General features: G+C 44.2%; 21 protein-coding genes and 4 tRNA genes. 2 read left to right on the top strand and 23 right to left on the bottom strand.

Translation table 11 applies throughout. The features are described from left to right. Positions 1–72: 72 nt before the first annotated feature. From ACTNEW_RS07235 to ACTNEW_RS07205, 7 genes are all read right to left on the bottom strand, one after another. Entirely contained in the window at positions 73–2,187 is a 2,115-nt protein-coding gene (locus ACTNEW_RS07235) for a glutamine synthetase III family protein (protein ID WP_441059489.1), read from the bottom strand. A gap of 114 nt (positions 2,188–2,301) precedes the next feature. Continuing rightward, complete coding sequence (locus tag ACTNEW_RS07230) at positions 2,302–3,210, bottom strand: diacylglycerol/lipid kinase family protein (protein ID WP_441059487.1); 909 nt, start codon at positions 3,208–3,210, stop codon at positions 2,302–2,304. A 257-nt stretch (positions 3,211–3,467) separates the two neighbouring features. After that, positions 3,468–3,541, bottom strand: a tRNA-Met gene (locus ACTNEW_RS07225). A gap of 16 nt (positions 3,542–3,557) precedes the next feature. Beyond that, a tRNA-Val gene (locus ACTNEW_RS07220) sits at positions 3,558–3,630 on the bottom strand. Between the two features lie 33 nt (positions 3,631–3,663). After that, positions 3,664–3,737: transfer RNA gene (locus tag ACTNEW_RS07215), tRNA-Met, on the bottom strand. 15 nt (positions 3,738–3,752) lie between these two features. Continuing rightward, positions 3,753–3,825, bottom strand: a tRNA-Val gene (locus tag ACTNEW_RS07210). 311 nt (positions 3,826–4,136) lie between these two features. After that, complete coding sequence (locus tag ACTNEW_RS07205; protein WP_441059485.1) at positions 4,137–7,973, bottom strand: phosphoribosylformylglycinamidine synthase; 3,837 nt, start codon at positions 7,971–7,973, stop codon at positions 4,137–4,139. 224 nt (positions 7,974–8,197) lie between these two features. Between ACTNEW_RS07205 and ACTNEW_RS07200 the strand changes: the two genes are divergently transcribed. Then, positions 8,198–9,076, top strand: a complete 879-nt coding sequence (locus tag ACTNEW_RS07200) for a LysR family transcriptional regulator (protein WP_441059483.1) — start codon at positions 8,198–8,200, stop codon at positions 9,074–9,076. 90 nt (positions 9,077–9,166) lie between these two features. On the opposite strand, the gene ACTNEW_RS07195 is transcribed toward ACTNEW_RS07200, so the two are convergent. The 3 genes from ACTNEW_RS07195 to ACTNEW_RS07185 form a co-directional block, all read right to left on the bottom strand. Next, positions 9,167–9,997, bottom strand: coding sequence for a P-loop NTPase (locus tag ACTNEW_RS07195; RefSeq protein WP_441059481.1), 831 nt, complete (start codon positions 9,995–9,997; stop codon positions 9,167–9,169). A gap of 17 nt (positions 9,998–10,014) precedes the next feature. Further along, positions 10,015–10,368: a metal-sensing transcriptional repressor gene (locus ACTNEW_RS07190; RefSeq protein ID WP_441059479.1), complete on the bottom strand. Its 354-nt coding sequence runs from the start codon at positions 10,366–10,368 to the stop codon at positions 10,015–10,017. A gap of 68 nt (positions 10,369–10,436) precedes the next feature. Then, a complete protein-coding gene (locus tag ACTNEW_RS07185; RefSeq protein ID WP_441059477.1) occupies positions 10,437–10,664 on the bottom strand; it encodes a hypothetical protein in 228 nt (75 codons plus the stop codon). A 269-nt stretch (positions 10,665–10,933) separates the two neighbouring features. On the opposite strand from ACTNEW_RS07185, the gene ACTNEW_RS07180 reads away from it, so the two are divergent. Beyond that, positions 10,934–11,506 carry a xanthine phosphoribosyltransferase gene (locus tag ACTNEW_RS07180; protein WP_441059475.1) on the top strand — a complete coding sequence of 191 codons (573 nt, stop codon included), beginning with the start codon at positions 10,934–10,936 and terminating at the stop codon, positions 11,504–11,506. Positions 11,507–11,799: 293 nt separating this feature from the next. Here the strand turns inward: ACTNEW_RS07180 and ACTNEW_RS07175 are convergent, their stop codons facing one another. The 13 genes from ACTNEW_RS07175 to ACTNEW_RS07115 form a co-directional block, all read right to left on the bottom strand. Further along, complete coding sequence (locus tag ACTNEW_RS07175) at positions 11,800–13,233, bottom strand: substrate-binding domain-containing protein (RefSeq protein WP_441059473.1); 1,434 nt, start codon at positions 13,231–13,233, stop codon at positions 11,800–11,802. Between the two features lie 15 nt (positions 13,234–13,248). Next, the gene (locus ACTNEW_RS07170) at positions 13,249–13,833 is read right to left on the bottom strand and encodes a WYL domain-containing protein (protein ID WP_441059471.1); all 585 of its coding nucleotides are present in this window, start codon (positions 13,831–13,833) and stop codon (positions 13,249–13,251) included. Between the two features lie 107 nt (positions 13,834–13,940). Next, entirely contained in the window at positions 13,941–14,102 is a 162-nt protein-coding gene (gene rd, locus ACTNEW_RS07165) for a rubredoxin (protein WP_441059469.1), read from the bottom strand. A 125-nt stretch (positions 14,103–14,227) separates the two neighbouring features. Next, complete coding sequence (locus tag ACTNEW_RS07160) at positions 14,228–14,947, bottom strand: type 1 glutamine amidotransferase (protein ID WP_441059467.1); 720 nt, start codon at positions 14,945–14,947, stop codon at positions 14,228–14,230. Continuing rightward, positions 14,944–16,281, bottom strand: coding sequence for a MurT ligase domain-containing protein (locus tag ACTNEW_RS07155; RefSeq protein ID WP_441059465.1), 1,338 nt, complete (start codon positions 16,279–16,281; stop codon positions 14,944–14,946). The genes ACTNEW_RS07160 and ACTNEW_RS07155 overlap by 4 nt, the downstream gene beginning before the upstream one ends. A gap of 17 nt (positions 16,282–16,298) precedes the next feature. Continuing rightward, positions 16,299–17,201: a phosphatidylinositol-specific phospholipase C/glycerophosphodiester phosphodiesterase family protein gene (locus tag ACTNEW_RS07150; protein ID WP_441059463.1), complete on the bottom strand. Its 903-nt coding sequence runs from the start codon at positions 17,199–17,201 to the stop codon at positions 16,299–16,301. A 281-nt stretch (positions 17,202–17,482) separates the two neighbouring features. Continuing rightward, complete coding sequence (locus ACTNEW_RS07145; protein WP_441059461.1) at positions 17,483–18,019, bottom strand: bL17 family ribosomal protein; 537 nt, start codon at positions 18,017–18,019, stop codon at positions 17,483–17,485. Positions 18,020–18,146: 127 nt separating this feature from the next. Then, a complete protein-coding gene (locus ACTNEW_RS07140; RefSeq protein ID WP_441059459.1) occupies positions 18,147–19,106 on the bottom strand; it encodes a DNA-directed RNA polymerase subunit alpha in 960 nt (319 codons plus the stop codon). Positions 19,107–19,193: 87 nt separating this feature from the next. Then, a complete protein-coding gene (gene rpsD / locus ACTNEW_RS07135) occupies positions 19,194–19,787 on the bottom strand; it encodes a 30S ribosomal protein S4 (RefSeq protein WP_441059457.1) in 594 nt (197 codons plus the stop codon). A gap of 18 nt (positions 19,788–19,805) precedes the next feature. Beyond that, entirely contained in the window at positions 19,806–20,201 is a 396-nt protein-coding gene (gene rpsK, locus ACTNEW_RS07130; protein ID WP_441059455.1) for a 30S ribosomal protein S11, read from the bottom strand. A gap of 52 nt (positions 20,202–20,253) precedes the next feature. Then, complete coding sequence (rpsM, locus tag ACTNEW_RS07125) at positions 20,254–20,622, bottom strand: 30S ribosomal protein S13 (protein ID WP_441059453.1); 369 nt, start codon at positions 20,620–20,622, stop codon at positions 20,254–20,256. Between the two features lie 316 nt (positions 20,623–20,938). After that, the gene (gene rpmJ / locus ACTNEW_RS07120; protein ID WP_003497809.1) at positions 20,939–21,052 is read right to left on the bottom strand and encodes a 50S ribosomal protein L36; all 114 of its coding nucleotides are present in this window, start codon (positions 21,050–21,052) and stop codon (positions 20,939–20,941) included. 157 nt (positions 21,053–21,209) lie between these two features. Next, entirely contained in the window at positions 21,210–22,592 is a 1,383-nt protein-coding gene (locus ACTNEW_RS07115) for a monomethylamine:corrinoid methyltransferase (protein WP_441059451.1), read from the bottom strand.

Genomic DNA, 22,592 nt, shown 5'->3' with positions numbered 1-22,592 from the left:
ACATGTGATTCCAGATTTTGACTTTCAGATTTTGACTTTCAGATTCTGTCTTTCAGAATAAAATACCGGCGATCAGACTTCAAAAATCAAATCTCCATAGGACGGCATCGGCCACATTTCCTTATCGACCAGCATCTCCAGTTCATCCACCGGTTCTCTCAAAGCCTCCATAGCCTTCACAACCTTTTCCCTGCAGAAGACTGCTCGTTCTCTTCCTTCCGGAACCTCCGGCACCTGAGCAACCAGTTTTTTCAGCTTACTCATAGCGCTGTTCGTATTCTTCAGAAGAACAGAAGTCTTTTTCAGAAGATCCGTCTGTACACTGACATCAATCGGTCCGACCGCTTTTACGGAATTAATGGAATCGGCCAGAACAGTGGTATATTTGATTACCGCCGGAATGATCTGCTTGGTAGCAATGTCGATCATCGTCTTTGCTTCAATATTGATTGCTTTTGCGTAGATCTCATACTGAATCTCTGCACGGGATTCCAGTTCCGCTCTGGTAAACACACCAAAGGATTCAAACAGGTTTACCGCCTTGTCTGTAGTAAGCGCAGGAATCGCATCCACCATGGACGGCAGAATCGGAAGTCCGCGGCGTTTTGCTTCTTTTTCCCATTCCGGTGCATAACCATTGCCGTTAAAGACAATTCTCTGATGTTCCGTTGCATATTCTTTAATCAGATCATGAACTGCCATATCAAAATCCGGTGCAGCTTCCAGGCGGTCACAGGCTTCTTTGAATGCTTCTGCTGTGATGGTATTGAGCACAACATTGCAGGCAGAAATCGAATCTCTAGAACCCACCATACGGAATTCAAATTTATTTCCGGTAAATGCAAATGGAGAAGTACGGTTGCGGTCTGTCGCATCCTTCATAAAATCAGGAAGCGTTTTTACTCCGGTATCCAGCTTGCTTCCCTTCTTGCTGTGGGTCGCTGTTCCTGTACTGATCAGCTGTTCCAGAACGTCCCCCAGCTGTTCTCCAAGAAATACCGAAATAACTGCCGGCGGTGCTTCATTGCCGCCCAGACGCTGGTCATTTCCCACATCTGCGGCAGATTCACGAAGAAGATCTGCATGAGTATCCACGGCCTTAAGGATACAGGTCAGAACCAGCAGGAACTGGATGTTATCGTGAGGAGTCTTACCAGGCTCCAGCAGATTGATTCCGTCATCCGTTGTAAGCGACCAGTTATTATGCTTACCGGAACCATTCACACCTGCAAACGGTTTTTCGTGAAGAAGGCAGCGCATCCCATGACGGCTTGCCACTTTTTTTAGAATACGCATCATGATCTGGTTGTGATCTGCCGCAATATTCACCGGTGCATAAATCGGAGCCAGCTCATGCTGTGCGGGAGCTACTTCATTGTGCTGTGTTTTGGCAGCCACACCAAGCCTCCAGCATTCCTCATTGACTTCTTTCATATAGGCAGAAACTCTCTGACGGATTGTTCCAAGATAATGGTCATCCATCTCCTGTCCCTTCGGAGGCATTGCTCCGAAAAGTGTTCTTCCGGTATAGATCAGGTCTTTGCGCTGAAGCCATTTTTCTTTATCGATCAGAAAATATTCCTGTTCTGCACCAACAGACGGTGTTACTTTTTTGGATGTATGATTACCAAAAAGCCGGAGCAGACGAAGAGCCTGTACATTCACTGCTTCCATGGAACGGAGCAGCGGTGTCTTCTGGTCCAGAGCCTCTCCTGTATAGGAACAGAACGCAGTAGGAATACAGAGTGTTCCGCCTGCCGCATCATGACGCACAAACGCCGGTGAAGTACAATCCCAGGTTGTATATCCGCGGGCCTCGAAGGTAGCACGCAGACCTCCTGACGGGAATGAAGAAGCATCCGGTTCTCCCTTGATCAGTTCCTTGCCGGAAAAGCTCATCAGTACCTTGCCGTTTTCCATAGGAGCTGTGATAAATGCATCATGCTTCTCTGCCGTAACTCCTGTAAGCGGCTGGAACCAGTGGCTGTAATGCGTAGCGCCTTTCTCAATCGCCCATTCTTTCATTTCATGAGCAACCACATCTGCCACTTCCATGGAAAGCTCTTTGCCCTCTTCAATGGTCTTTTTCAATTCTTTGTAGACTTTCTTGGGGAGGCGTGCCTGCATGACTGAATCATTAAAGACATCGCAGCCGAAAGTTTCCACTACATTGATATAATCTCCCATTCTCGTACTCCTTTTTCCCTGATTTTTTATAGAAACCTGTCAGATACAGCCGGGGATCCTTACGATTTACCAGAGCGTGTTTGATCAATGCGCTGGTTCACGGCTGCCGGACAGTTATTCTTTTGTACTCTTAAGATAAAGATTTAATGCTTCATGCCGGTTTTCAATTTCAATTGCCTGATGATTTCCGCCGAATTCTCCATCCAGAGTCCATGGCACTTTCTCATCAGCCTCAAATGAAATCTTCTTTGTTTTGAAAGAATAAATAAGTTCTGAATCATCCTCTTCCTTGAGAAGTGCGGTAAGAATCTCCTGCAGTTCCAGCGGATTCCTTGGTCTGGTGATCAGCGTTACCTCAAACATACCGTCATTCATATCCACGTTCTTGCCTGTCAGATTCTTAAATCCTCCTACAGAACGGGAATTGGTCACCATACCGAAAATAAAATCATTCTCTGCCATATTGCCCGGAAGTTCCTCCGCCATGACTTTCATATGATAGGATTTGATTTCAAACAGGCGTTTCATTCCTTCCAGAAGATATGCCACATGACCCAGAATGTTTTTCAGATCCTGATCTGTTTCGTAGGAAACATCCGTAAACAGACCGAATGCAGCAATATAAGTAAAGGTTTGTTTCCCGAATCTGCCGATATCACAGTGATAAAGTTCTTCCTCCATGATCATAGACGCAATTTCTGTCATATCCTTCGGCATAAACAGACTGTTGGCAAAATCATTGGTGCTTCCGGCAGGAATATACCCCACTGGAACCGAGCTGTTCATCTCCATGATTCCGGTTACCACTTCATCAAGTGTTCCGTCACCGCCGCTGCACACGATCAGATCTACCTGTTCCGCATACTCCTTGGCCTTCTCATAAGCATCTTTGGGCTTCTGAGTGGCATAGATGATTACTTCATAATTACTCTTATTAAACACATCCACAACATCCAGAAGATGTGCTTTTATCTTTCCTTTTCCTGCTTTGGGATTAAAAACAAAAAACATTTTCTTATCCAAAGACCAGGCCTCCTTTCAGGCAAACTCATGTTACTGTTCACTCCGCTCACAGAAGCAAACAGATTTCTGTCCAACAGAAATGGAGTCTTTCTGCTGTTTTTCTTTATCCTTATTACTATAAAAAAAACGCTCAAAAAAGTCAATGGATTGAAGAACTTTATATTTTTTTAATATCCTGCCGCCGGAGCTGTCACAGAATCATTCATATTCCCGGAAAAAGAAAAAATTCGTAAGGCAAATGCTTTACGAATTTTTAGTAGCGAGAGGGGGATTCGAACCCTCGACACCACGGGTATGAACCGTGTGCTCTAGCCAACTGAGCTATCTCGCCATATTGTTTTATAGTATGGGGCCTATAGGGCTCGAACCTATGACCCTCTGCTTGTAAGGCAGATGCTCTCCCAGCTGAGCTAAGACCCCATATAGTGATTGTACGAACTTCCTGTTCGTAAGTAGCGAGAGGGGGATTCGAACCCTCGACACCACGGGTATGAACCGTGTGCTCTAGCCAACTGAGCTATCTCGCCATATCTTTTGTGGTATGGGGCCTATAGGGCTCGAACCTATGACCCTCTGCTTGTAAGGCAGATGCTCTCCCAGCTGAGCTAAGACCCCATATTGCTTTTTGAAAAAAGAATTTTCAGATTTTCTGTTCCTCTCTTCAACTCGCTTTGCTATTATACTATTATTAAACCTGGATTGTCAACATATTTTTTTATTTTTTTGAAAAAAATGACACAATTGTTTTCTGTTCCTTCCAGTTACCGCGATACAGGTAAAATCATGCCATACAATTAAGCAGAATGATTTCATAACTATTGCGGAGCGGAAGATTTTCATCATCCCGCCCCGCTGATTACAGTCCAAAAGAATCTTAACAGAAAGAGTTCTCTGTTTTTATCAGATAACAGCTTCCCGCCTGTGTCTTATTTAAAATATTCCACACCGGATTCAAAAATCTTAATATCCTGCTGTCCATAAATATTGACAGCAACACCATTGTCACGGCGCTCGCTGTGAGCCATCTTACCAAGAACTCTTCCGTCCGGGCTGGTGATACCCTCAATCGCCATATGGGAACCGTTAACATTCCACTCTTCGTTATTTACATCCAGTTCTCCGTCTGCAGTCACATACTGTGTCGCAATCTGTCCGTTTGCCCAGAGTTTTGCAATCCACTCAGCACTTGCTACAAAACGGCCCTCACCGTGGGAAGCCGGATTACAGTAAACACCGCCAAGCTCTGCGCCCTGCAGCCATGGAGACTTGTTGCTGACTACTTTTGTATAAACCATCTTGGAGATATGACGTCCGATGGTATTGTAGGTCAGTGTCGGGGAATCTGCTTTCTGTCCGCAGATTTCACCGTAAGGAACCAGTCCCAGCTTAATAAGAGCCTGGAAGCCGTTACAGATACCGAGAGCAAGACCGTCACGTTCATTGAGAAGCTTCATAACCGCCTCTTTAATCTTTGCATTCTGGAATGCAGTTGCAAAGAATTTCGCAGATCCATCCGGTTCATCACCTGCGGAAAATCCGCCAGGGAACATGATAATCTGAGCCTGATTGATAGCACGTTCAAAAATCTCAACAGAATCATGAATATCTTCTGCGGTCAGATTCTTGAATACCTTTACCTCTACCTCTGCACCGGCGCGCTCAAATGCACGGGTACTGTCATACTCACAGTTGGTTCCCGGGAATACCGGAATAAATACGCGAGGTCTGGCTACTTTATGTTTGCATACATATACGCTGTCTGCTTTGTAAACATCTTTGCCCATCACAGCCTGACCGTTCTCACCGTCTTTGCCTGCAATGAATGCAGCTGTCGGGCCGTCTGATGCACCATCTGCAAAAGCAGTTCCGCCATTTTCACCGGATTCGGTCTTAAATACGCGCTCCAGCGTACCTTTCCATGCATTTTCCGCTTCTCCGAGAGTAATCTCAGTATTTCCGTAGGAGAATCTGCCGTTGTCCGTTACTTCACCGATCAGAGTATAAGTAATGGAAAGTTCACCCACTTTTCCGTCCGGAATTTCCAGAACCAGATCACCGAAGCCCGGTGCAAAGAAGTCTCTTGGATCAAGATTATGCTCAATCTTCACACCCATGCCATTACCGAATGCCATTTTTGCAACAGCTGCTGCAATACCGTGGCGGTCCAGAGCATATGCGGAAAGCACCTTGCCTGCCTGCATATCATTATGAAGTTTTTCATACTGATCCATAATTCCCGCATAATCCGGAAGATCGTACTGATCCTTCGGTGCTCGCAGCCATACAAGCTTGCTTCCTGCTTTTTTGAATTCCGGAGTAATTACATCCTGAAGTTTGGCAACATCAACTGCAAAGGATACCAGCGTCGGAGGAACATCAATGTCATTAAAGGTACCGGACATACTGTCCTTTCCTCCGATAGACGGAAGGCCAAATCCCAGCTGAGCCGCATATGCACCCAGAAGTGCTGCAAAAGGCTGGCTCCAGCGTTTCGGATCTTCTGTCATACGACGGAAGTATTCCTGGAATGTGAATCGGATCTTTTTATAATCTCCGCCTGCTGCCACAATTCTCGCAACAGACTCTGTTACTGCATAAGCTGCACCATGGAACGGACTCCAGGAAGACAGATACGGATCAAAGCCATAGCTCATCATGGTTACTGTATTTGTCTTGCCGCCCTGCACCGGAACCTTGGCAACCATTGCCTGTGTTTCTGTCATCTGGTATTTTCCGCCGTGAGGCATCAGTACACTAGCTGCTCCGATGGAGCCGTCAAACATTTCCACAAGACCTTTCTGTGAGCAGACGTTCAGATCTGCAAGTGTCTCCAGCCATTTTGCTTTGACATCCGCAACATCTGGGCGTTCTTCAAACAGGTTTCCTTCTTTATTCGGAATTTCCACTTCCACGGTAGTTTCCTGATGTGCACCATTGGTATCCAGGAATGCACGGGAAATGTTTACGATTTCTTTGCCTCTCCAAACAAGGACAAGACGCGGGCTTTCTGTTACTACTGCAACCGGAATGGCTTCCAGGTTTTCTTCGTTGGCATAGCCAAGGAAGGTATCCACATCTTTCGGATCCACAACAACCGCCATACGTTCCTGCGATTCCGAAATAGCGATTTCCGTACCATCCAGTCCGGCATATTTCTTCGGAACTTTGTCAAGGTCTACGCGAAGTCCTGCTGCCAGCTCACCGATCGCAACAGAGACACCGCCTGCACCAAAGTCGTTGCATTTCTTAATAATATGGCTGACTTCTTCTCTGCGGAACATACGCTGGATCTTACGTTCGGTAGGCGCATTACCTTTCTGAACTTCTGCACCGCATACTTCAATGGATGCTTCTGTATGAACTTTGGATGAACCGGTAGCACCGCCGATACCGTCACGGCCGGTACGGCCGCCAAGGAGGATGATGATATCTCCCGGATCGGAATTCTCACGGATTACCGCACGTCTTGGTGCTGCACCGAGAACTGCACCGATCTCCATACGTTTCGCAACATAATTCGGATGATAAATTTCTTTTACATAGCCTGTGGCAAGACCAATCTGGTTTCCATAAGAACTGTAGCCGTGAGCTGCTCCTCTTACCAGTTTTTTCTGCGGAAGTTTGCCTTTCAGCGTTTCTTTTACAGAAACCGTCGGATCTGCAGCACCGGTTACACGCATTGCCTGATATACGTAAGTACGTCCGGAAAGCGGATCACGAATCGCACCGCCAAGGCAGGTTGCAGCACCACCGAATGGTTCAATTTCTGTCGGGTGGTTATGTGTTTCATTTTTGAAATTGATCAGCCATTCTTCTTCTTTGCCGTCCACATCTACCGGAACCACAATACTGCAGGCATTGATTTCATCAGATTCTTCCTGATCGGCCAGTTTGCCTTCTGCTTTCAGTTTCTTCATAGCCATCAGTGCCAGATCCATCAGGCAGACAAATTTATCATCTCTGTCTTTGTACAGAACTGTACGGTCATCCAGATACTGCTGATAAGTGTGAACGATCGGCTCTCTGTAATCCCCTTCGCCAAATTTCACATCAGTCAGTTCTGTAGAGAAGGTGGTATGACGGCAGTGATCTGACCAGTAGGTATCCAGAACACGGATTTCTGTCATGGACGGATCACGCTTTTCTTCTCCCTTAAAGTAATTCTGAATATGAAGGAAATCTTTAAAAGTCATAGCAAGATTCAGAGAATCATAAAGCTCTTTTAATTCATTTTCAGGCATATCCTGGAATCCGTCAAAAATTTTTACATCTTCCGGCTCCGGGAATACGGTAACAAGAGTTTCCGGTTTTTCAAGGCCGGTCTCACGGGAATCTACAGGGTTGATGCAGTGATGTTTGATTGCTTCAAACTCTTCATCTGAAATCTCTCCTGTAATAATATAGGTAGTTGCAGAACGGATGATCGGCTGAGCATTTTCATCCAGGAACTGTACGCACTGTACAGCGGAATCTGCTCTCTGGTCAAACTGTCCTGGAAGATATTCTACAGAGAAAACACGGGAACCTTCTGCAGCCTCAAATTTTTCCAGATACAGGTCATCTACCGGCGGCTCAGCAAATACGGTTTTGCATGCTTTTTCAAATACATCATCGGAAATATTTTCTACATCATAACGAATCAGCACTCTTACACCGGTTACTGTTTTGATCCCGAGGTAGCTGCTGACTTCATGCTTCAGTTCTTTTGCTTGAACGGCATATGCTGGTTTCTTTTCTACATAGACGCGTCTTACGTTACTCATCAGAAACTCCTTTCCATTTGTGAATAAATCCATGTTTCAATCATTATCCGGTACATCGTCCACTACATTCGCAGCAGCAAAAACTATACGGATACTGATCGTGTAAATTACGGTATTGCACTTTATTCGGATTTATCATATCATAAGATATATCATTAGTAAAATTAATATGTCTTATATTTTTCATTAGTTTATCTAATAAAAAGTAGAAATGGGGTACCTTTATGGATATCAATCTGGAACTATACAAAGTTTTTTATTACGTAGCCTCCACTCTCAGTTTTTCGGAAGCTTCCCGGCAGCTTTTTATCTCTCAGTCTGCTGTAAGCCAGTCTGTAAAAGCGCTGGAAAAAAAACTGAATCAGCCGCTCTTTGTCCGCAGTACCAAAAAAGTGGTTCTCACCCCTGCCGGAGAAACCCTTCTTCAGCATGTAAAACCGGCTATGCAGATGCTGTCAGAAGGAGAAACTCTTCTTTCCTCCGGAACGGAACTGATGGGGCAGCTCCGTATCGGCGCCAGCGACACCATCTGCCGTTATTTTCTCATTGATTATCTGGAGCGATTCCACAGAGATTACCCGGATGTCCGGATTAAAATCACCAACAGTACTTCCATCGGATGTGCAGATCTTCTAAACAACGGACAAGTGGATTTTATTGTATGCAATTCCCCGAATTCCAGGCTCAGCCCTCATGCTCCGGAAAAAACTGTCCTGGAATTTCAGGATCTGTTTCTGGTAAATAAAAAAGCTTTTCCCATTAAGGAAAAGCTTTCTCTGAAAGAACTTCTGGATTATCCGATTCTCATGCTCTCTCCGCGAAGCACCACCAGCGAATATCTGCACCAGATTTTTGCTGCTCACGGTCTCCGGCTGCTTCCTGAAATAGAGCTGAACAGCAACGACCTTCTTCTGGATCTTGCACGGATCGGACTCGGCATTGCCTGCGTCCCGGATTATATGTGCAGAAAGGAAAAGGAGCTTCAGCAGATACAGCTGAAGGAAGCTTTTCCCAAAAGAAAACTGGTTATTGTAAAACAGGAAATGCTGCCGCTCAGTCAGGCGGCAGCACGTTTTCTGGAATATTTCCATGAGGCGGATTAAAGTATACAGATAGCGGAAATGCATTTTCTTGCACACTTCCGAGCATGCAGATGGCGAAAATGCATTTTCCAACACGCTCCGGCATTGTGATTACTGAGGCATCACTGCATCGGCAGCCTCAATATATGCATTCAGGATTTCATCAAATTCACCGGCATCCGCTTTCTGTGCGTAGGATACATCAATCGGCATTTTGCCCAGTACCGGTACCTTCAGTTCTGCTGCTATTTCATCAATATGGCTTTCTCCAAAGACTTTGATCTCTTTGCCGCAGTCCGGACATTTCACATAACTGTAGTTCTCCACGATACCAAGTACCGGAATCTTCATCATCTCAGCCATGTTGTAGGCTTTTCTGACGATCATTCTTACAAGATCCTGCGGAGAGCTTACAATGACAATTCCGTTCAGAGGAAGAGACTGAAAAGCGGTCAGCGGAACATCACCGGTTCCCGGAGGCATATCGACAAACAGATAATCGATATCTCCCCAGATGACATCTGTCCAGAACTGTTTCACCATATTTGCGAGGATCGGTCCTCTCCAGATGACCGGGGTTTCCTCAGTAGGAAGAAGAAGATTAATGGACATTACTTTGATTCCGTTTCTGGTCTCCATCGGGATGATTCCATCATCATTGGCATTGGCTGCGCCTTTGAGACCGTACATTTTAGGAATGGATGGTCCGGTAATATCCGCATCCAGAATACCGACTTTATATCCTTTTGCAGCCATGCGGTTCGCAAGAGATGCCGTTACGAAAGATTTGCCTACGCCGCCCTTGCCGCTTACTACTCCGATCACGTGTTTTACATTTGAGAAAGCATTCATTGCCTCCTGCATGCTCTGAGGATTGTTCTTTTTTTCACATCCCTCACAGCTGGATTTGTTACATGTTGTGCTGTTGCATTCTTTTGCCATGATATCTCTCCTTTGATCTATTTCATAAAACGGTCGATAGCCCTCTCCAGTTCCTTAATGGCATCCTTGTCACCGTGCTCCACGGCATCCACAATACAATGCTCGATATGATCCTGAAGAATTATCTTGCCTGTATTATTGATTGCGGATTTAACCGCGGAAAGCTGGATCAGTACTTCACTGCAGTCACGTCCGGCCTCCACCATACGGCGGATGGATTCCAGATGACCGATTGCTCTGGAAAGCCGGTTCAGTACAGCCTTGGTCTGCGCATGACTGTGATGATGTCCATGTTCTCCATGCGAATGCGTGATCACTGTTCCGTCTTCAAGAACATGTACATGTGTCTCTTTGGTTTCTTTTTCGTCCATAACAGCCTCCTTACCGACTTTCTTTCCGTTCTATTCTATATTGCGTAAAGCTTATTATAACACACAAGTCAAATCTCTGTAAAGGAACATCGCTGTTTAATTTCTGATGTTACGATATCAAATATAATCGTCCCGTCTGCCAGTATTGTCTGTTCATAGGAAACTTTTTTTCCCTTAAATTTCTCCCTGATATAAGCCTCCGGATCCTCAATCTCAATTTCTTCTACAAAAACATCTCTCATCTGATTGCGGGGACATTTATTAAAAATTTCCCAGATTACCTCATATTCTTTCATTACAGCATATACCCTCCATTTCCCTGTTTCTTATTTCCTGTGTTTTTTATTCTCTTAACTTTTTGCGCTTTGTTTATTGAACTCTTTGCTTATTTTTAAGTTCTTTATTCTTTTCGTCCTTTACTCTCTGAGCATTAACACTCTTCTGTTAAAATATTATAAATTTTTTATGTTATTTTGTCAAAAAAAGTAATTGCACTCAATCAAAGAATATCGTATCATAGAATACAATTCAACTTCAAGCATATCAATCAAAGGAGAGAAAAGTCATGCAGCTCTTAAAAGAAAGAATTCTGAAAGACGGCACGGTCAAACCGGGCAATGTTTTAAAAGTAGACAGTTTTCTGAATCATCAGATGGACATTGATCTCATCAATGAAATCGGCAAAGAGTTCAAATCCCGCTTTTCCGACTGTCCGATCACCAAAATCCTCACAATCGAAGCTTCCGGCATCGGTATTGCCTGTATTGCCGCTCAGTATTTCCATGTTCCCGTTGTTTTTGCAAAAAAAGCGCAGAGTGTAAATCTGGACGGAGAAATGTACCGCACGAAAGTCCAGTCGTTTACCCACAAAAAAGTATACGATGTAATTCTGTCAAAAAAATTCCTCGGTCCTGAAGATCATGTACTTCTCATTGACGATTTTCTTGCCAATGGATGCGCCCTTCTCGGACTGATCGACATTGCGCGGGAATCCGGTGCAACATTGGAAGGTGCAGGTATTGTTATCGAAAAAGGTTTTCAGGAAGGCGGCGATCGCATCCGGAATATGGGAATCCGTCTGGAGTCCCTTGCCATCATTGAATCCATGAGTGATGATTCCCTCACATTCCGTGAATAGTGCCGGATTCCTGATCTCTAAGGAACATTGCGGAATTCTTTTTTATAAAGCCTCATAGAAAAAGGGTCCTTATACACTCATAGAAAAAGCAGGTATTCTCATACCTGCTTTTCATTGACGATACCCAAAACTCAGAAAGAACCTACAGACTATCATCTGTCCGGTGTCCTTTTCATTTATCGTTTTCTCTGAAAATCATCCATAATCACGGTTCTATCCCAATAATCACTGCATCACAATTCTTCCATGTTACTCAGAAATGATTACAACACTTTTCTGGCAGTTATCAATGATCACAGACCCTCTCTGGTATTTCCAAGAATTGACAGAATCGAATCTTCGGGAATTTCTTTTGAAGGATTCCCTTCTGTATTCTCAGAATCCATCTGTTTCTCATCTGTACCGACGTTTTCCTGTTCTCCCGCAGGTTCCTGTTCACCTGTTTCTTCAGAATCACCGGATGTCTCCATATCTCCGTTCTCCCCTTCTGCTTCAGGAAGGATTTCTTCACTCTGATAATAACCACTGTCGATCAGAGATTCATAATTTCCCTCATTGATCAGCTGGGCATCACACAGATAGGTACTTATGATTTTTTTGCCATTATCATATTCCTGATAATCATTGGTCTCCGGCTTCTCTCCCTTCAGGCAGGTATCCACCATTTCGACACATTTTTCTGCCAGGTTACTGCGGTTCATGAAAATACTGCAGGAAATTTTCCCCTGAACCAGATAGCGAACTGCATCTATTTCACATCCGCATCCTGTGATCATCGGCCAGTATTCATCCGACGGAACAAATCCCCGCTCTTCCAGAACATCTGCTGCTCCGCATGCTGCATCGTCAAATCCTGTACAAATAATATCCGGAAGTTCTGTATCCTGATAAAATTCATCCAAAATAGACTGTATTCTCTTCTCTGCTCTCTCACGTCCCCATCGCAGAATTCCCGTATCTTCAAAGGAAGTCTGTCCTGAACGGCATACAAGAGTACCGTCATCCAGATATGGCTGAAGAATTTCCATTACCCCATTGTACAAAAACAGCGCCTGAGAATCATCCAGTGATCCCATCAGAAATTCTATCGTTCTGGATTCACCGGCTTCTTTTACTTTATCCAGCTCCTGTTCTTTGACAATTTCCTTTGCAATCATCTTTCCAATAGAACGTCCGCTGAATGTAGTATAATAATTCACTCCTGCTGTGTCACGGATCAGCTTATCATAAGAAAATACATAAATTCCTTTTTCTTTTGTTTCAGAAAGAATTTCTGTCAGTCCGTATTCATCCACCGGAGTAATAATCAGGGCAGGAATTTCTTCGCTAATCATATCCTCAATCTGCGTAATCTGCTTCTCACAATCTCCTTCTGCAAAAACAAGTTCTGCTTCATATCCGAAAGCCTCCAGATCGGCTTGGAGTTCCTGTCCATCCGAAAACCATGTACCTTCATCGGAATCAGGAAGAAGTACCCCTACTCTGACAGCAGGCTCCTCCGGTTCTTCCTCATCCTCCGTATTTCCTGCTTCCTGGCCAGATTCCTCTTCTGCATCGGATTCTTCCGTTTCTTCCGTCACCTCTGTATCCGGGCTCTCTCCTTCTCCCGCCTGTTCCAGTTCTGCACTCTCATTTGCAGTTTCCGTAGCTTCATTACTGCCGCATCCGGCAAAGAATGCAGCAGCAAGCGTCATTCCCAGCAGTATTCCTACGGTGTTTTTTTTCATGCTTCCATATCCTTTCTAGATACCTTTATATTCTTTTGCAAGACTTTTCAGATAATCACGATAGGCCTGTGCTAATTTTTTCGGTTTTACAATATGTACTTCTCTGCCCATGGCTGTCAGCCAGCCAAAAAACTGAGGATTTCCCAGCTGTTTCGCTGTCACAGTAAAAAATCCCTGTCCTTTGTCTTTGTATTCCGCATCATCGCCAAAGAATAATTTCACTTCTGTCTCCATGCGACTGCTGCAGAGAAGCTTCATCGGTTTCTCCCCTGTAGTTTCCCCCATGGAGAATTTCCATCTCTCTCTGTCTGAATCAAAAATATTCCCTTCGGAATTCTTTGTTTCTGAAGATTTCCCATTCGCCTCTGTCTGACCTGCCAGATAATACCCGCCAGGTCTGCCTCTTTTGAATCTTACATCCATACCAAAATCCCGAAGCGTTTCCATATCATCATAAATGCTCTTGCGTTCTGCCTGAATACCATATTCTGTCAGGCCGGCAAGAATATCCTGCATGGATAGTACGTGATTCTCCCCAGATTCACGCAGCATCCGTGCCAAATATAAGATCTTAGCTTTCTGATTATGCGATTTAGCCATACTTCTCCCCTTATTTACTGTAAATTCTGTACAGCGTCCGTATCTTCTTATGTGAAAAAGAAAGGTGTCAAAAGCTGATCTGCTTTCGGCACCTTCGTAACCGGCTTTTATTCTGCCGGTTCAAACTCATCCTTACCAACTCCACAGATTGGGCAAACCCAATCTTCCGGGAGATCTTCAAATGCTGTTCCCGGTGCAATACCGTTATCCGGATCTCCTACCTCAGGATCATACTCATAGCCACATGGGCCACATACATATTTCTGCATATTTATTCACCTCATTTTTTCCTGTACGGTCAGCTTTCTTCTCATCATAATGCATGATAAAAATGAAACCGCCGCAGTATTTTATCTACCGTCATTATACATTCCGCAGTCGTCGAATGCAAGTATTATTTCAAGAATCTCCGACAGATATATTCGTTCGCTTCTTTTTCCTCTCTGTCATCCAACGGAGGAAGCTCCACATCACTGCCATATTTTTTCTGAAGTGCATGTAAAATCAGCCAGTCCGCAAGCTGCGGGTTTTTGGGAAGAAGAGGACCATGCAGATAAGTTCCGATCACATTTTTATATACAACCCCTTCATAGCCTGTTTTACCGTCATTTCCGGATCCGTACAGAACTTTTCCCAATGGTTTACAGTTGTTGATGCAGGTACGGCCGCCATGATTTTCAAATCCCACGATAGGCATCTCAAAAAGATCACTCTGAAGAATAATATTGCTGATCAGGCGCCCTTCTCCCTGTTCTGTATACAGATCCACCAGATCCAGTCCGGTAATCATACCCTGATCCGTTTTGTAATAACTGCCCAGCAGCTGATATCCGCCGCAGATGGCAATCACAACGCCGTCATCTTCTACGTATGCCTTGAAATCTTTCTGGATTTCCTTTAATTTCTCACATACCAGCATCTGTTCCCTGTCTGATCCGCCTCCCAGCAGAACAATATCCAGTCTGGAAAAATCAATGGTATCGTTGAGTTCGAACGCAATTGTTTCTGCTTCAATCCCTCTCCACTGGCATCTTCTCATCAGGCACTGGATGTTTCCTCTGTCTCCGTAAAGATTCAGGAGATCCGGATATAAATGTCCTATGGTAATTTTCATTTCAGTTCACCCTCCAGCTTTTTCAGTATATTTCTGGTGCTGAAAAGCGCCGTATAATTGACAAGTACATAAAGATTCCCGGTTCCGTCCTGAATGCGGCTGCGGATTGCTTTTTCCACATCAGATTCCAGGATAGAAGGAATATCCACGTATTTCAGGCGCAGCCTCATATCCTGACAACGGATTCCGCTCACTGTGATGGATTGAATGCTTTCCTCCCGGAACCGGTCAAAATCCACATCCCAGAGCCAGGAAATATCAATTCCATCCTGTGCATTATCATTGATGGCAATAATCACATCCTTCGGTGCCGGATCCTGCATGACCGCAGTAATGTTCTGATTAAATCCTGCCGGATTTTTGGCAAGATTCAATACGATTCCTGTCCCCTGAATACGGAACTGCTCCATTCTTCCATTCTCCGGATTAAATTTTTTCAGCATTTCATTGAAATGTTCCCCGGAAAAGCCCGCTGTCCTCACACCAGCGTAAGCAGCCAGAATATTATAAACATTATAAAATCCCTTATAATTGGCTGCAATCAGTTTGTCTTCCACTCGGAAAGAAATCTGATCTCCCACTTTTACGTCATATGCATCAAAATCCGGCCGAGGACGTTTAAAACCGCATTCTGGGCATTCATAATCTCCAAGCTGACTGTAATGATAAAAGCGGTAGGAAAGTCTTGCTCCGCATTTTTTACAGAATCTTCCCTCACGGATCTCATTGGTTTCATTTTTCATCACAGGATTACTGATTCCATAAGAAGCAAATGGATTTCCACTGTCCATGGCAAGATAAGCGGACAATGCATCGTCTCCATTTACAATTACTTTCATTCCTGGTACCTTCCGGATCATCTCTTCCAGAATATTCATGGTAATATCAATTTCACCATACCGGTCAAGCTGATCCCGGAAAAGATTCGTCATTACCATAAAATCCGGATGAATGGCCGGAAATATATAGCGTGTAGATGCCTCATCCGCCTCAATACAGGCATAATCCGCATCAATATGTCCATTCAGTCCTGCAGCCAGTACATAGGCAGCCACGACTCCATTGATCATATTAGACCCTGTGTGATTACAGATGACCTTCTGGCCTTCCGCCTCAAGAGCAGCACACAGCAGGTTATTGGTAGTTGTCTTTCCATTTGTTCCGCATACGACAAATGTCTTTTTCCGCACCTCCGAAGCAAGTTCTTCCAGAATAGGCGGATATATTTTCTGAGCAATCTGTCCAGCCCAGGTAACACCCTGGCGTCCCATTTTTCTGCAGACGAAGCCAGCGGCTTTGGCAGCCCAGATTGCTGCGAGTTTTCTTATCTTCATTTCTGTTTTCCTTTCCGTCAGGAGCTCGTTTTCTCTTCCAGAAGCGTATCTGTACAAATTCCGGCTGCACCGGCTTTCAGATATTTCTCAGCTTCTGCTTGATCATTGACTGTATAAACAAACACCCGAATCCCCTGCTCATCAAAGATTTCCTGAATCTCCTCTGTCCAGTATTCCCTGTTGATTGTTACTGTCGGGATTCCTGTCTCTTTACAGTATTCTGCAATCTTTTTCAATTTTTTTACAGAATATTCCTGCCAGAGGGAGTACATATAGGACGGAAAATGATTGACTTTTTCCAGTGCATCATACATTTTAGTGTTATAAATTTCCGGAATCATCTGCCCCATCACAGAATCTGCCCCGGCAGCTCTGGCAATTTCCGCAAATGCTTTGAAATCACTGTAAGTATTTTTGGAATTTCTGGATTCGTATCCACCGCAGTCAATGATCACATATGCATCCGGATATTTTTTCAAAAGACGCAGAAGATCTTCCAGTGTAAGGGGAGTATATTCACCGTAAATGGCAGTATTCTTAAAATCTCCGGACATCAGAACTTTTTTGCCGTCACCTTCCCACTGTTCCATGCAGTCTTCCCAGTCATGCCTGCAGACCCATACACCATCAGCGGTCTGTGTCAGATCTACTTCAAACAGGCGGGCTCCCTGCTCGTAATAATACTCGAAGCCTTCTTTACAGTTCAGATATGTTTTCCCATCCATGCCGCCCAATGCATGAACAACCGACTGATAATGATCCCAGGAAAAGTTTCCAGCCTCCTGTTTCTTTCTTGACATGGCATAAAATGACTGGATAGCCAGAATCAGAAGCCCCAGAACCAGAAGATCCAGCAGAATCAGTCCGAGTCTGACCCACAGCTTCCCCCGTCGTTTCGTCTTTCTTTTTTTTCTGCTCATTTTTGTTTTCCGGCATGAATTCTGCCAAAACATGCCAGTTCCTCTCTTCCTCTAAACATAACCGCACTCGCATGACAGTTTTCAACTGACCATAACATCTTCCTGCAGCCGCATAACACGATTTTACGATAATTCTGCCGAATAATCAACCTTATACGCAGGATTTGTCTGAAAAGCTTCCCATAAACAGCCGCAACCCTTCTCCAAAAGTGAAACATTTTCCGACACATATAAAAAGAGGATATCTACATTTCTGTAAATATCCCCCTGCTTATCATGAATTATACTAATTCAATTAAAACTTCCATTGCGCCGTCACCTTTACGCTGTCCAATCTTAACGATTCTGGTGTATCCACCATTACGGTTAGCGTATTTCGGTGCAATTTCCTCGAACATCTTCTTAACCATATCAACGTCTTTGGTATTTTTCTTTCTGCCAGCGCCCTTTGTAGGAACTTCTTTTACAGGATAGAAAACTTTTGCCATCTGACGACGTGCATGAAGTCTGGAAGGAGCATCTTTTGTGATTTCTTTCTGAACTTCATCGTATACAGTTTTCTTCTTACCGTCAACCACTTCTTTTACTCTCTTGCCTTCAGCATCTTTGCGAGCAACTTTAGCGGTTACAGTAACGGTTTCAAAGTTATCTCTTTCACGAACAGCCATAGCGATCATGCCTTCAGCAATCTTGCGAATTTCTTTGGCTTTCTGCTCAGTTGTAACAATTTTTCCATGATACAGAAGGTTTGTTACCTGGTTTCTGAGTAATGCTTTTCTCTGATCAGCTGTTCTGCTTAATTTTCTATATTTTGCCATGTTATTTTCCTCCATCTGTGGGACAGCAGGTCATGCTTGTTCGGTCTTACTGGCTTGCTGCTTTGGCATCCCCACTCATATTCTTTTGCTTTCCTTATGAAAATTATTCGCTACTGTGCAATAACGATTATTCTTCTGCAGGCTGTAACTGCAAGCCCAGCTCTTTGAGCTTGGCAAGAACTTCTTCCAATGATTTACGGCCCAGGTTACGAACCTTCATCATGTCATCAGAAGTCTTGTTGCACAATTCTTCAACAGTATTAATACCAGCTCTCTTCAGGCAGTTATAGGAACGAACAGACAGCTCAAGCTCATCAATGCTCATTTCCAGAACTTTTTCTTTTTCATTGTCTTCTTTCTCGATCATAACTTCTGCAGTTTTTGCATTTTCGGAAAGATCAATGAAAAGGCTCAAATGCTCGCTTAATACTTTTGCCGCAAGGCTTACTGCTTCATCCGGATCCAGTGTACCATTGGTATATACATCCAGTGTCAGCTTATCGAAATCGGTCACCTGTCCAACTCGGGTATTTTCAACAATCATGTTTACTCTATCTACCGGAGTATAAATTGCATCAACTGCAATCACACCGATCGGCATATCTTCTGATTTGCCTTTATCAGCACTTACATATCCGCGTCCCTTGGTAATCGTCAGCTCCATTGCAAGTCTGCAGTCTTTGCCACCGTTCAGGGTAGCAATCACCTGATCCGGATTCATGATTTCAATGTCCTGATCAGCCTGAATATCTGCCGCGGTAACCACACCTTTGCCCTCACACTCAATGTATGCGGTCTTCGGTTCATTATCACTGCTGGTATTCTTGATTGCAAGATTCTTCAGATTCATGATGATTTCCGTAACATCTTCCTTCACTCCCGGAATCGGACTGAATTCATGAAGTACTCCATCGATTTTCACCTGGCTTACTGCAGCTCCAGGCAGGGAAGACAGCATAATTCTTCTGAGAGAATTTCCCAGTGTGGTTCCATAACCTCTTTCAAGAGGCTCTACAACGAATCTTCCGAATTTTTTATCTTCAGATATCTCGGTAATTTCGATTTTAGGTTTATTAAAATCAAACACTATAAGGTTCCCTCCTTCTGGGTTTATCAACGTTTGAGGGTATTATTTTATAAGAATGCCTGCACAAGCAGGCATTCACTTTATGCTTTATTTGGAGTACAACTCGACGATAAGCATCTCGTTTACAGGAACATCAATTGCTTCTCTGCGAGGAAGTTCCTTAACAGTTCCGCTTAATGCTTCCTGATTTACATCCAGCCATTCCGGAACCAGTCTTCCTGCTGTTACTTCCAGAATTCCTTTGTATCTTTCAGAACCTTTGCATTTTTCTTTGATTTCAACAGTATCGCCAGCTTTTACAAGGTAAGACGGAATGTTTACACATTTGCCGTTTACCAGTACGTGTTTGTGGTCAACGATCTGACGAGCTTCTTTTCTTGTTCTTGCAAATCCCATACGGAAAATTACATTGTCAAGTCTTGTTTCCAGCATAACCATCAGGTTTTCACCAGTCTGGCCAGGCATTCTGTCAGCTTTTTTATAGTAATTACGGAAAGGTTTTTCCAGTACTCCGTAGATGAATTTTGCTTTCTGTTTTTCTCTTAACTGTAAACCGTACTCAGAAACTTTTCTGTTTGCACGTTTTAACTGTCTTGTGGATTTTTTATCAATTCCTAAATAAATCGGATCCAGGCCAAGGGATCTGCATCTTTTCAGGACAGGGGTTCTATCTACTGCCATCTTGTGCTACCTCCTAAATTAGACTCTTCTGCGTTTTGGTGGACGACAACCGTTATGTGGTACCGGTGTTACGTCACGGATGCTGGTTACTTCGAGACCGCATGCCTGAAGGGCACGGATCGCAGCTTCACGTCCGGAGCCTGGTCCTTTAACCATAACGTCAACAGTTTTTAAACCATGAATCAGAGCAGCTTTTGTTGCAGTCTCTGCTGCCATCTGTGCTGCATAAGGGGTAGATTTCCTTGAACCTCTAAATCCCAGACCGCCGGCACTTGCCCATGAGAGAGCGTTTCCTTCGTTGTCAGTCAGTGTAACAATTGTATTGTTAAAAGAAGACTGGATGTGTGCCTGTCCGTGTTCAACGTTTTTCTTGACACGACGCTTTGTCGTAACTTTTTTGGTTGCTTTTGCCATTTTAAAACTAACCTACACTTTCCTTGTTGTTCTATCATTTATAAGTTTCAAATTATTTCTTCTTATTAGCTACCGTTCTCTTCGGACCTTTGCGGGTTCTTGCATTGGTCTTGGTCTTCTGACCACGAACAGGAAGTCCTTTACGATGACGGATTCCTCTGTAGCATCCGATTTCCTGCAGTCTCTTAATGTTCATGGCGATTTCACGGCGAAGGTCACCTTCTACCATCATTGTCTCATCAATGACAGCACTGATTCTCTTCACTTCATCGTCTGTTAAATCTCTGACACGAGTGTCCGGATTTACATTTGCCTGTTCAAGGATTTTGTCTGCGCTTGGTCTTCCAATCCCATAGATATAGGTAAGACCGATTTCGATACGTTTTTCTCTTGGTAAGTCGATACCAGCTATACGAGCCATGTACTGATTCCTCCATTTTCTTTCCTGAAAGTCCTGCGTTCCGTGCACCACTTGCACAATATGTACAAGGTGAAATGGGGTGCCTCTGCCGCCGCTTTCGATCTTTAAGTTCCTAATTGGGGTGCCTCGGTAAAACACCCAGCCGCTGTTGGCGTTTGGCGGCCTTTCCGAATCTTTCGCGGTCTTATGGACCGTCTGCCTCTCGGTATTAGGCAATACATGCTTTAATTTTTATGAAAAAAATTATAAAAAACAGTCGGAACAACCCATCCGGGCGTTTCCTACTGCAGCCGCACGTTCCACAAACTGTTAAGGATCAACCCTGACGCTGTTTGTGTTTTGGATTTTCACAGATTACTCTGATAGATCCTTTTCTTTTGATGATCTTGCATTTTTCGCAGATCGGCTTTACAGATGATCTTACTTTCACTGGAAATCCTCCTTCCGTAGTATAGGCATTGAATCTGCAGTTTCGGACGCACTCCTGTCGTTCCAAAGCGCGTCCGCATTATAGTTTAGCACCAACATTTGCAAATTGCAAGCATTTTTTGGGATTTCTTTATATATATTTTTTTATCATCACAATATCATTCCAAAAACTGAATTCCCATCTCTGACAGCTCTTCTTTTACTTCCTCATACATACGCTCCCATTCCGGAAGAGGTGTAATCGTCTCCATATCGTATGCTTCGTCAAAAGGAACTCCAGGATTGCCGCCCTCTTTCTGGAAAACGGGTTCATATTTTTCCAGCAGCTTCAGAACGATTTCATTGGCTTTGGAACGGGTCATATGCTGCCTTGCAACAGCCTTTCCGACTTCCGCCATCAGACGGATCTCCAGACCGGTTCCATGAGGAGCGTTTCCGTTGGCAGCACCAATCCCTTCCAGATGACCGCCGCAGACAGTTACTACGATGGCATTGGCAGCTACTTCATAAAGAAGTTCTTTTGTCATGGCACCGCTGGCCGGCCACAGATCACATACAATAATGGCAGGTGCCTGTGTAGCAAATGTCTGACAGAGAACTGCCTGAAGCCACAGACATCCACGTGCAGTGGTAGCCACATCCGAAATATGAATCGGGTGGCAGAGATGATAATCCGCATTGCAGATCAGATTTGCAGCAAGGATTGATGCGATCATAACAACCGTAGCCCCCGGAGCATCTCCTCCGAGACCTCCAACCATTGTGCAGGCAAGAGAAGCATTTTTCATTCCATAATCAAAGGAATTTGCTGCACGGAGCAGATTGCCGTTGTCAATCATCAATTCATTAAACGTTGCTACAAGGTGAGAATCGCATGGACGCAGTGCCCTGTCATAAGATGCCGCAAAATCACCAATCTCGGTAACTGCACTCTCCGCAGCCAGAAGCCCCATCCCTTCACGGCCCACTTCTTTCAGCGCGCTGTGAAGATACTGGAGTTCTCTTCGTACTGCAAAAACTTCTGTCACTTCACCGTTTCTCACAGGATAACCATCAACATCCACCAGAGAACCGCAGGTCAGAAGATCAATGAGCGGTTCTTTGGCAACACTGCGGATTATCGGCAGATACAACCGCTCCGGTGTCGGGCATCCCGGATTTCCGGCCCAGATCACCGGTTCCCTTTCATCCTCGATCTTACGAGCCACAAGAGTAACCGCATCTTTTCCTTCTCCCATGGTCAGAGAGGTTTTCATATTTCGGATTCCTTCCTCAATTTCTTCCTCTGTAAAAGAAATCACCCTCTCTGTGGAAAGATTATAAATACCGATTTCCAGGATCAGTCTTTTTGCTGCCTCAAACATCTTCTGAAAGAGCTCTTCATCCTCCGGAATGATAACCTGCTTATCCCAGGAAAAATCATATTCATCCTTATAATCCAGCATGGTATCCACAATATACTCCATATCCCAGTCTTCTTTGGATACCTTTTTACCGGTCTGACCTCTCTGGTACAGCTCTAAAAATTTCTTATAATCCAT

The organism is Blautia sp. HCP3S3_G3, from assembly GCF_052063365.1.
GTDB lineage: Bacteria > Bacillota > Clostridia > Lachnospirales > Lachnospiraceae > Blautia_A.
The sequence above is the reverse complement of the archived record's forward strand: the minus strand, read 5'-3'. Positions and strand labels throughout refer to the sequence as shown.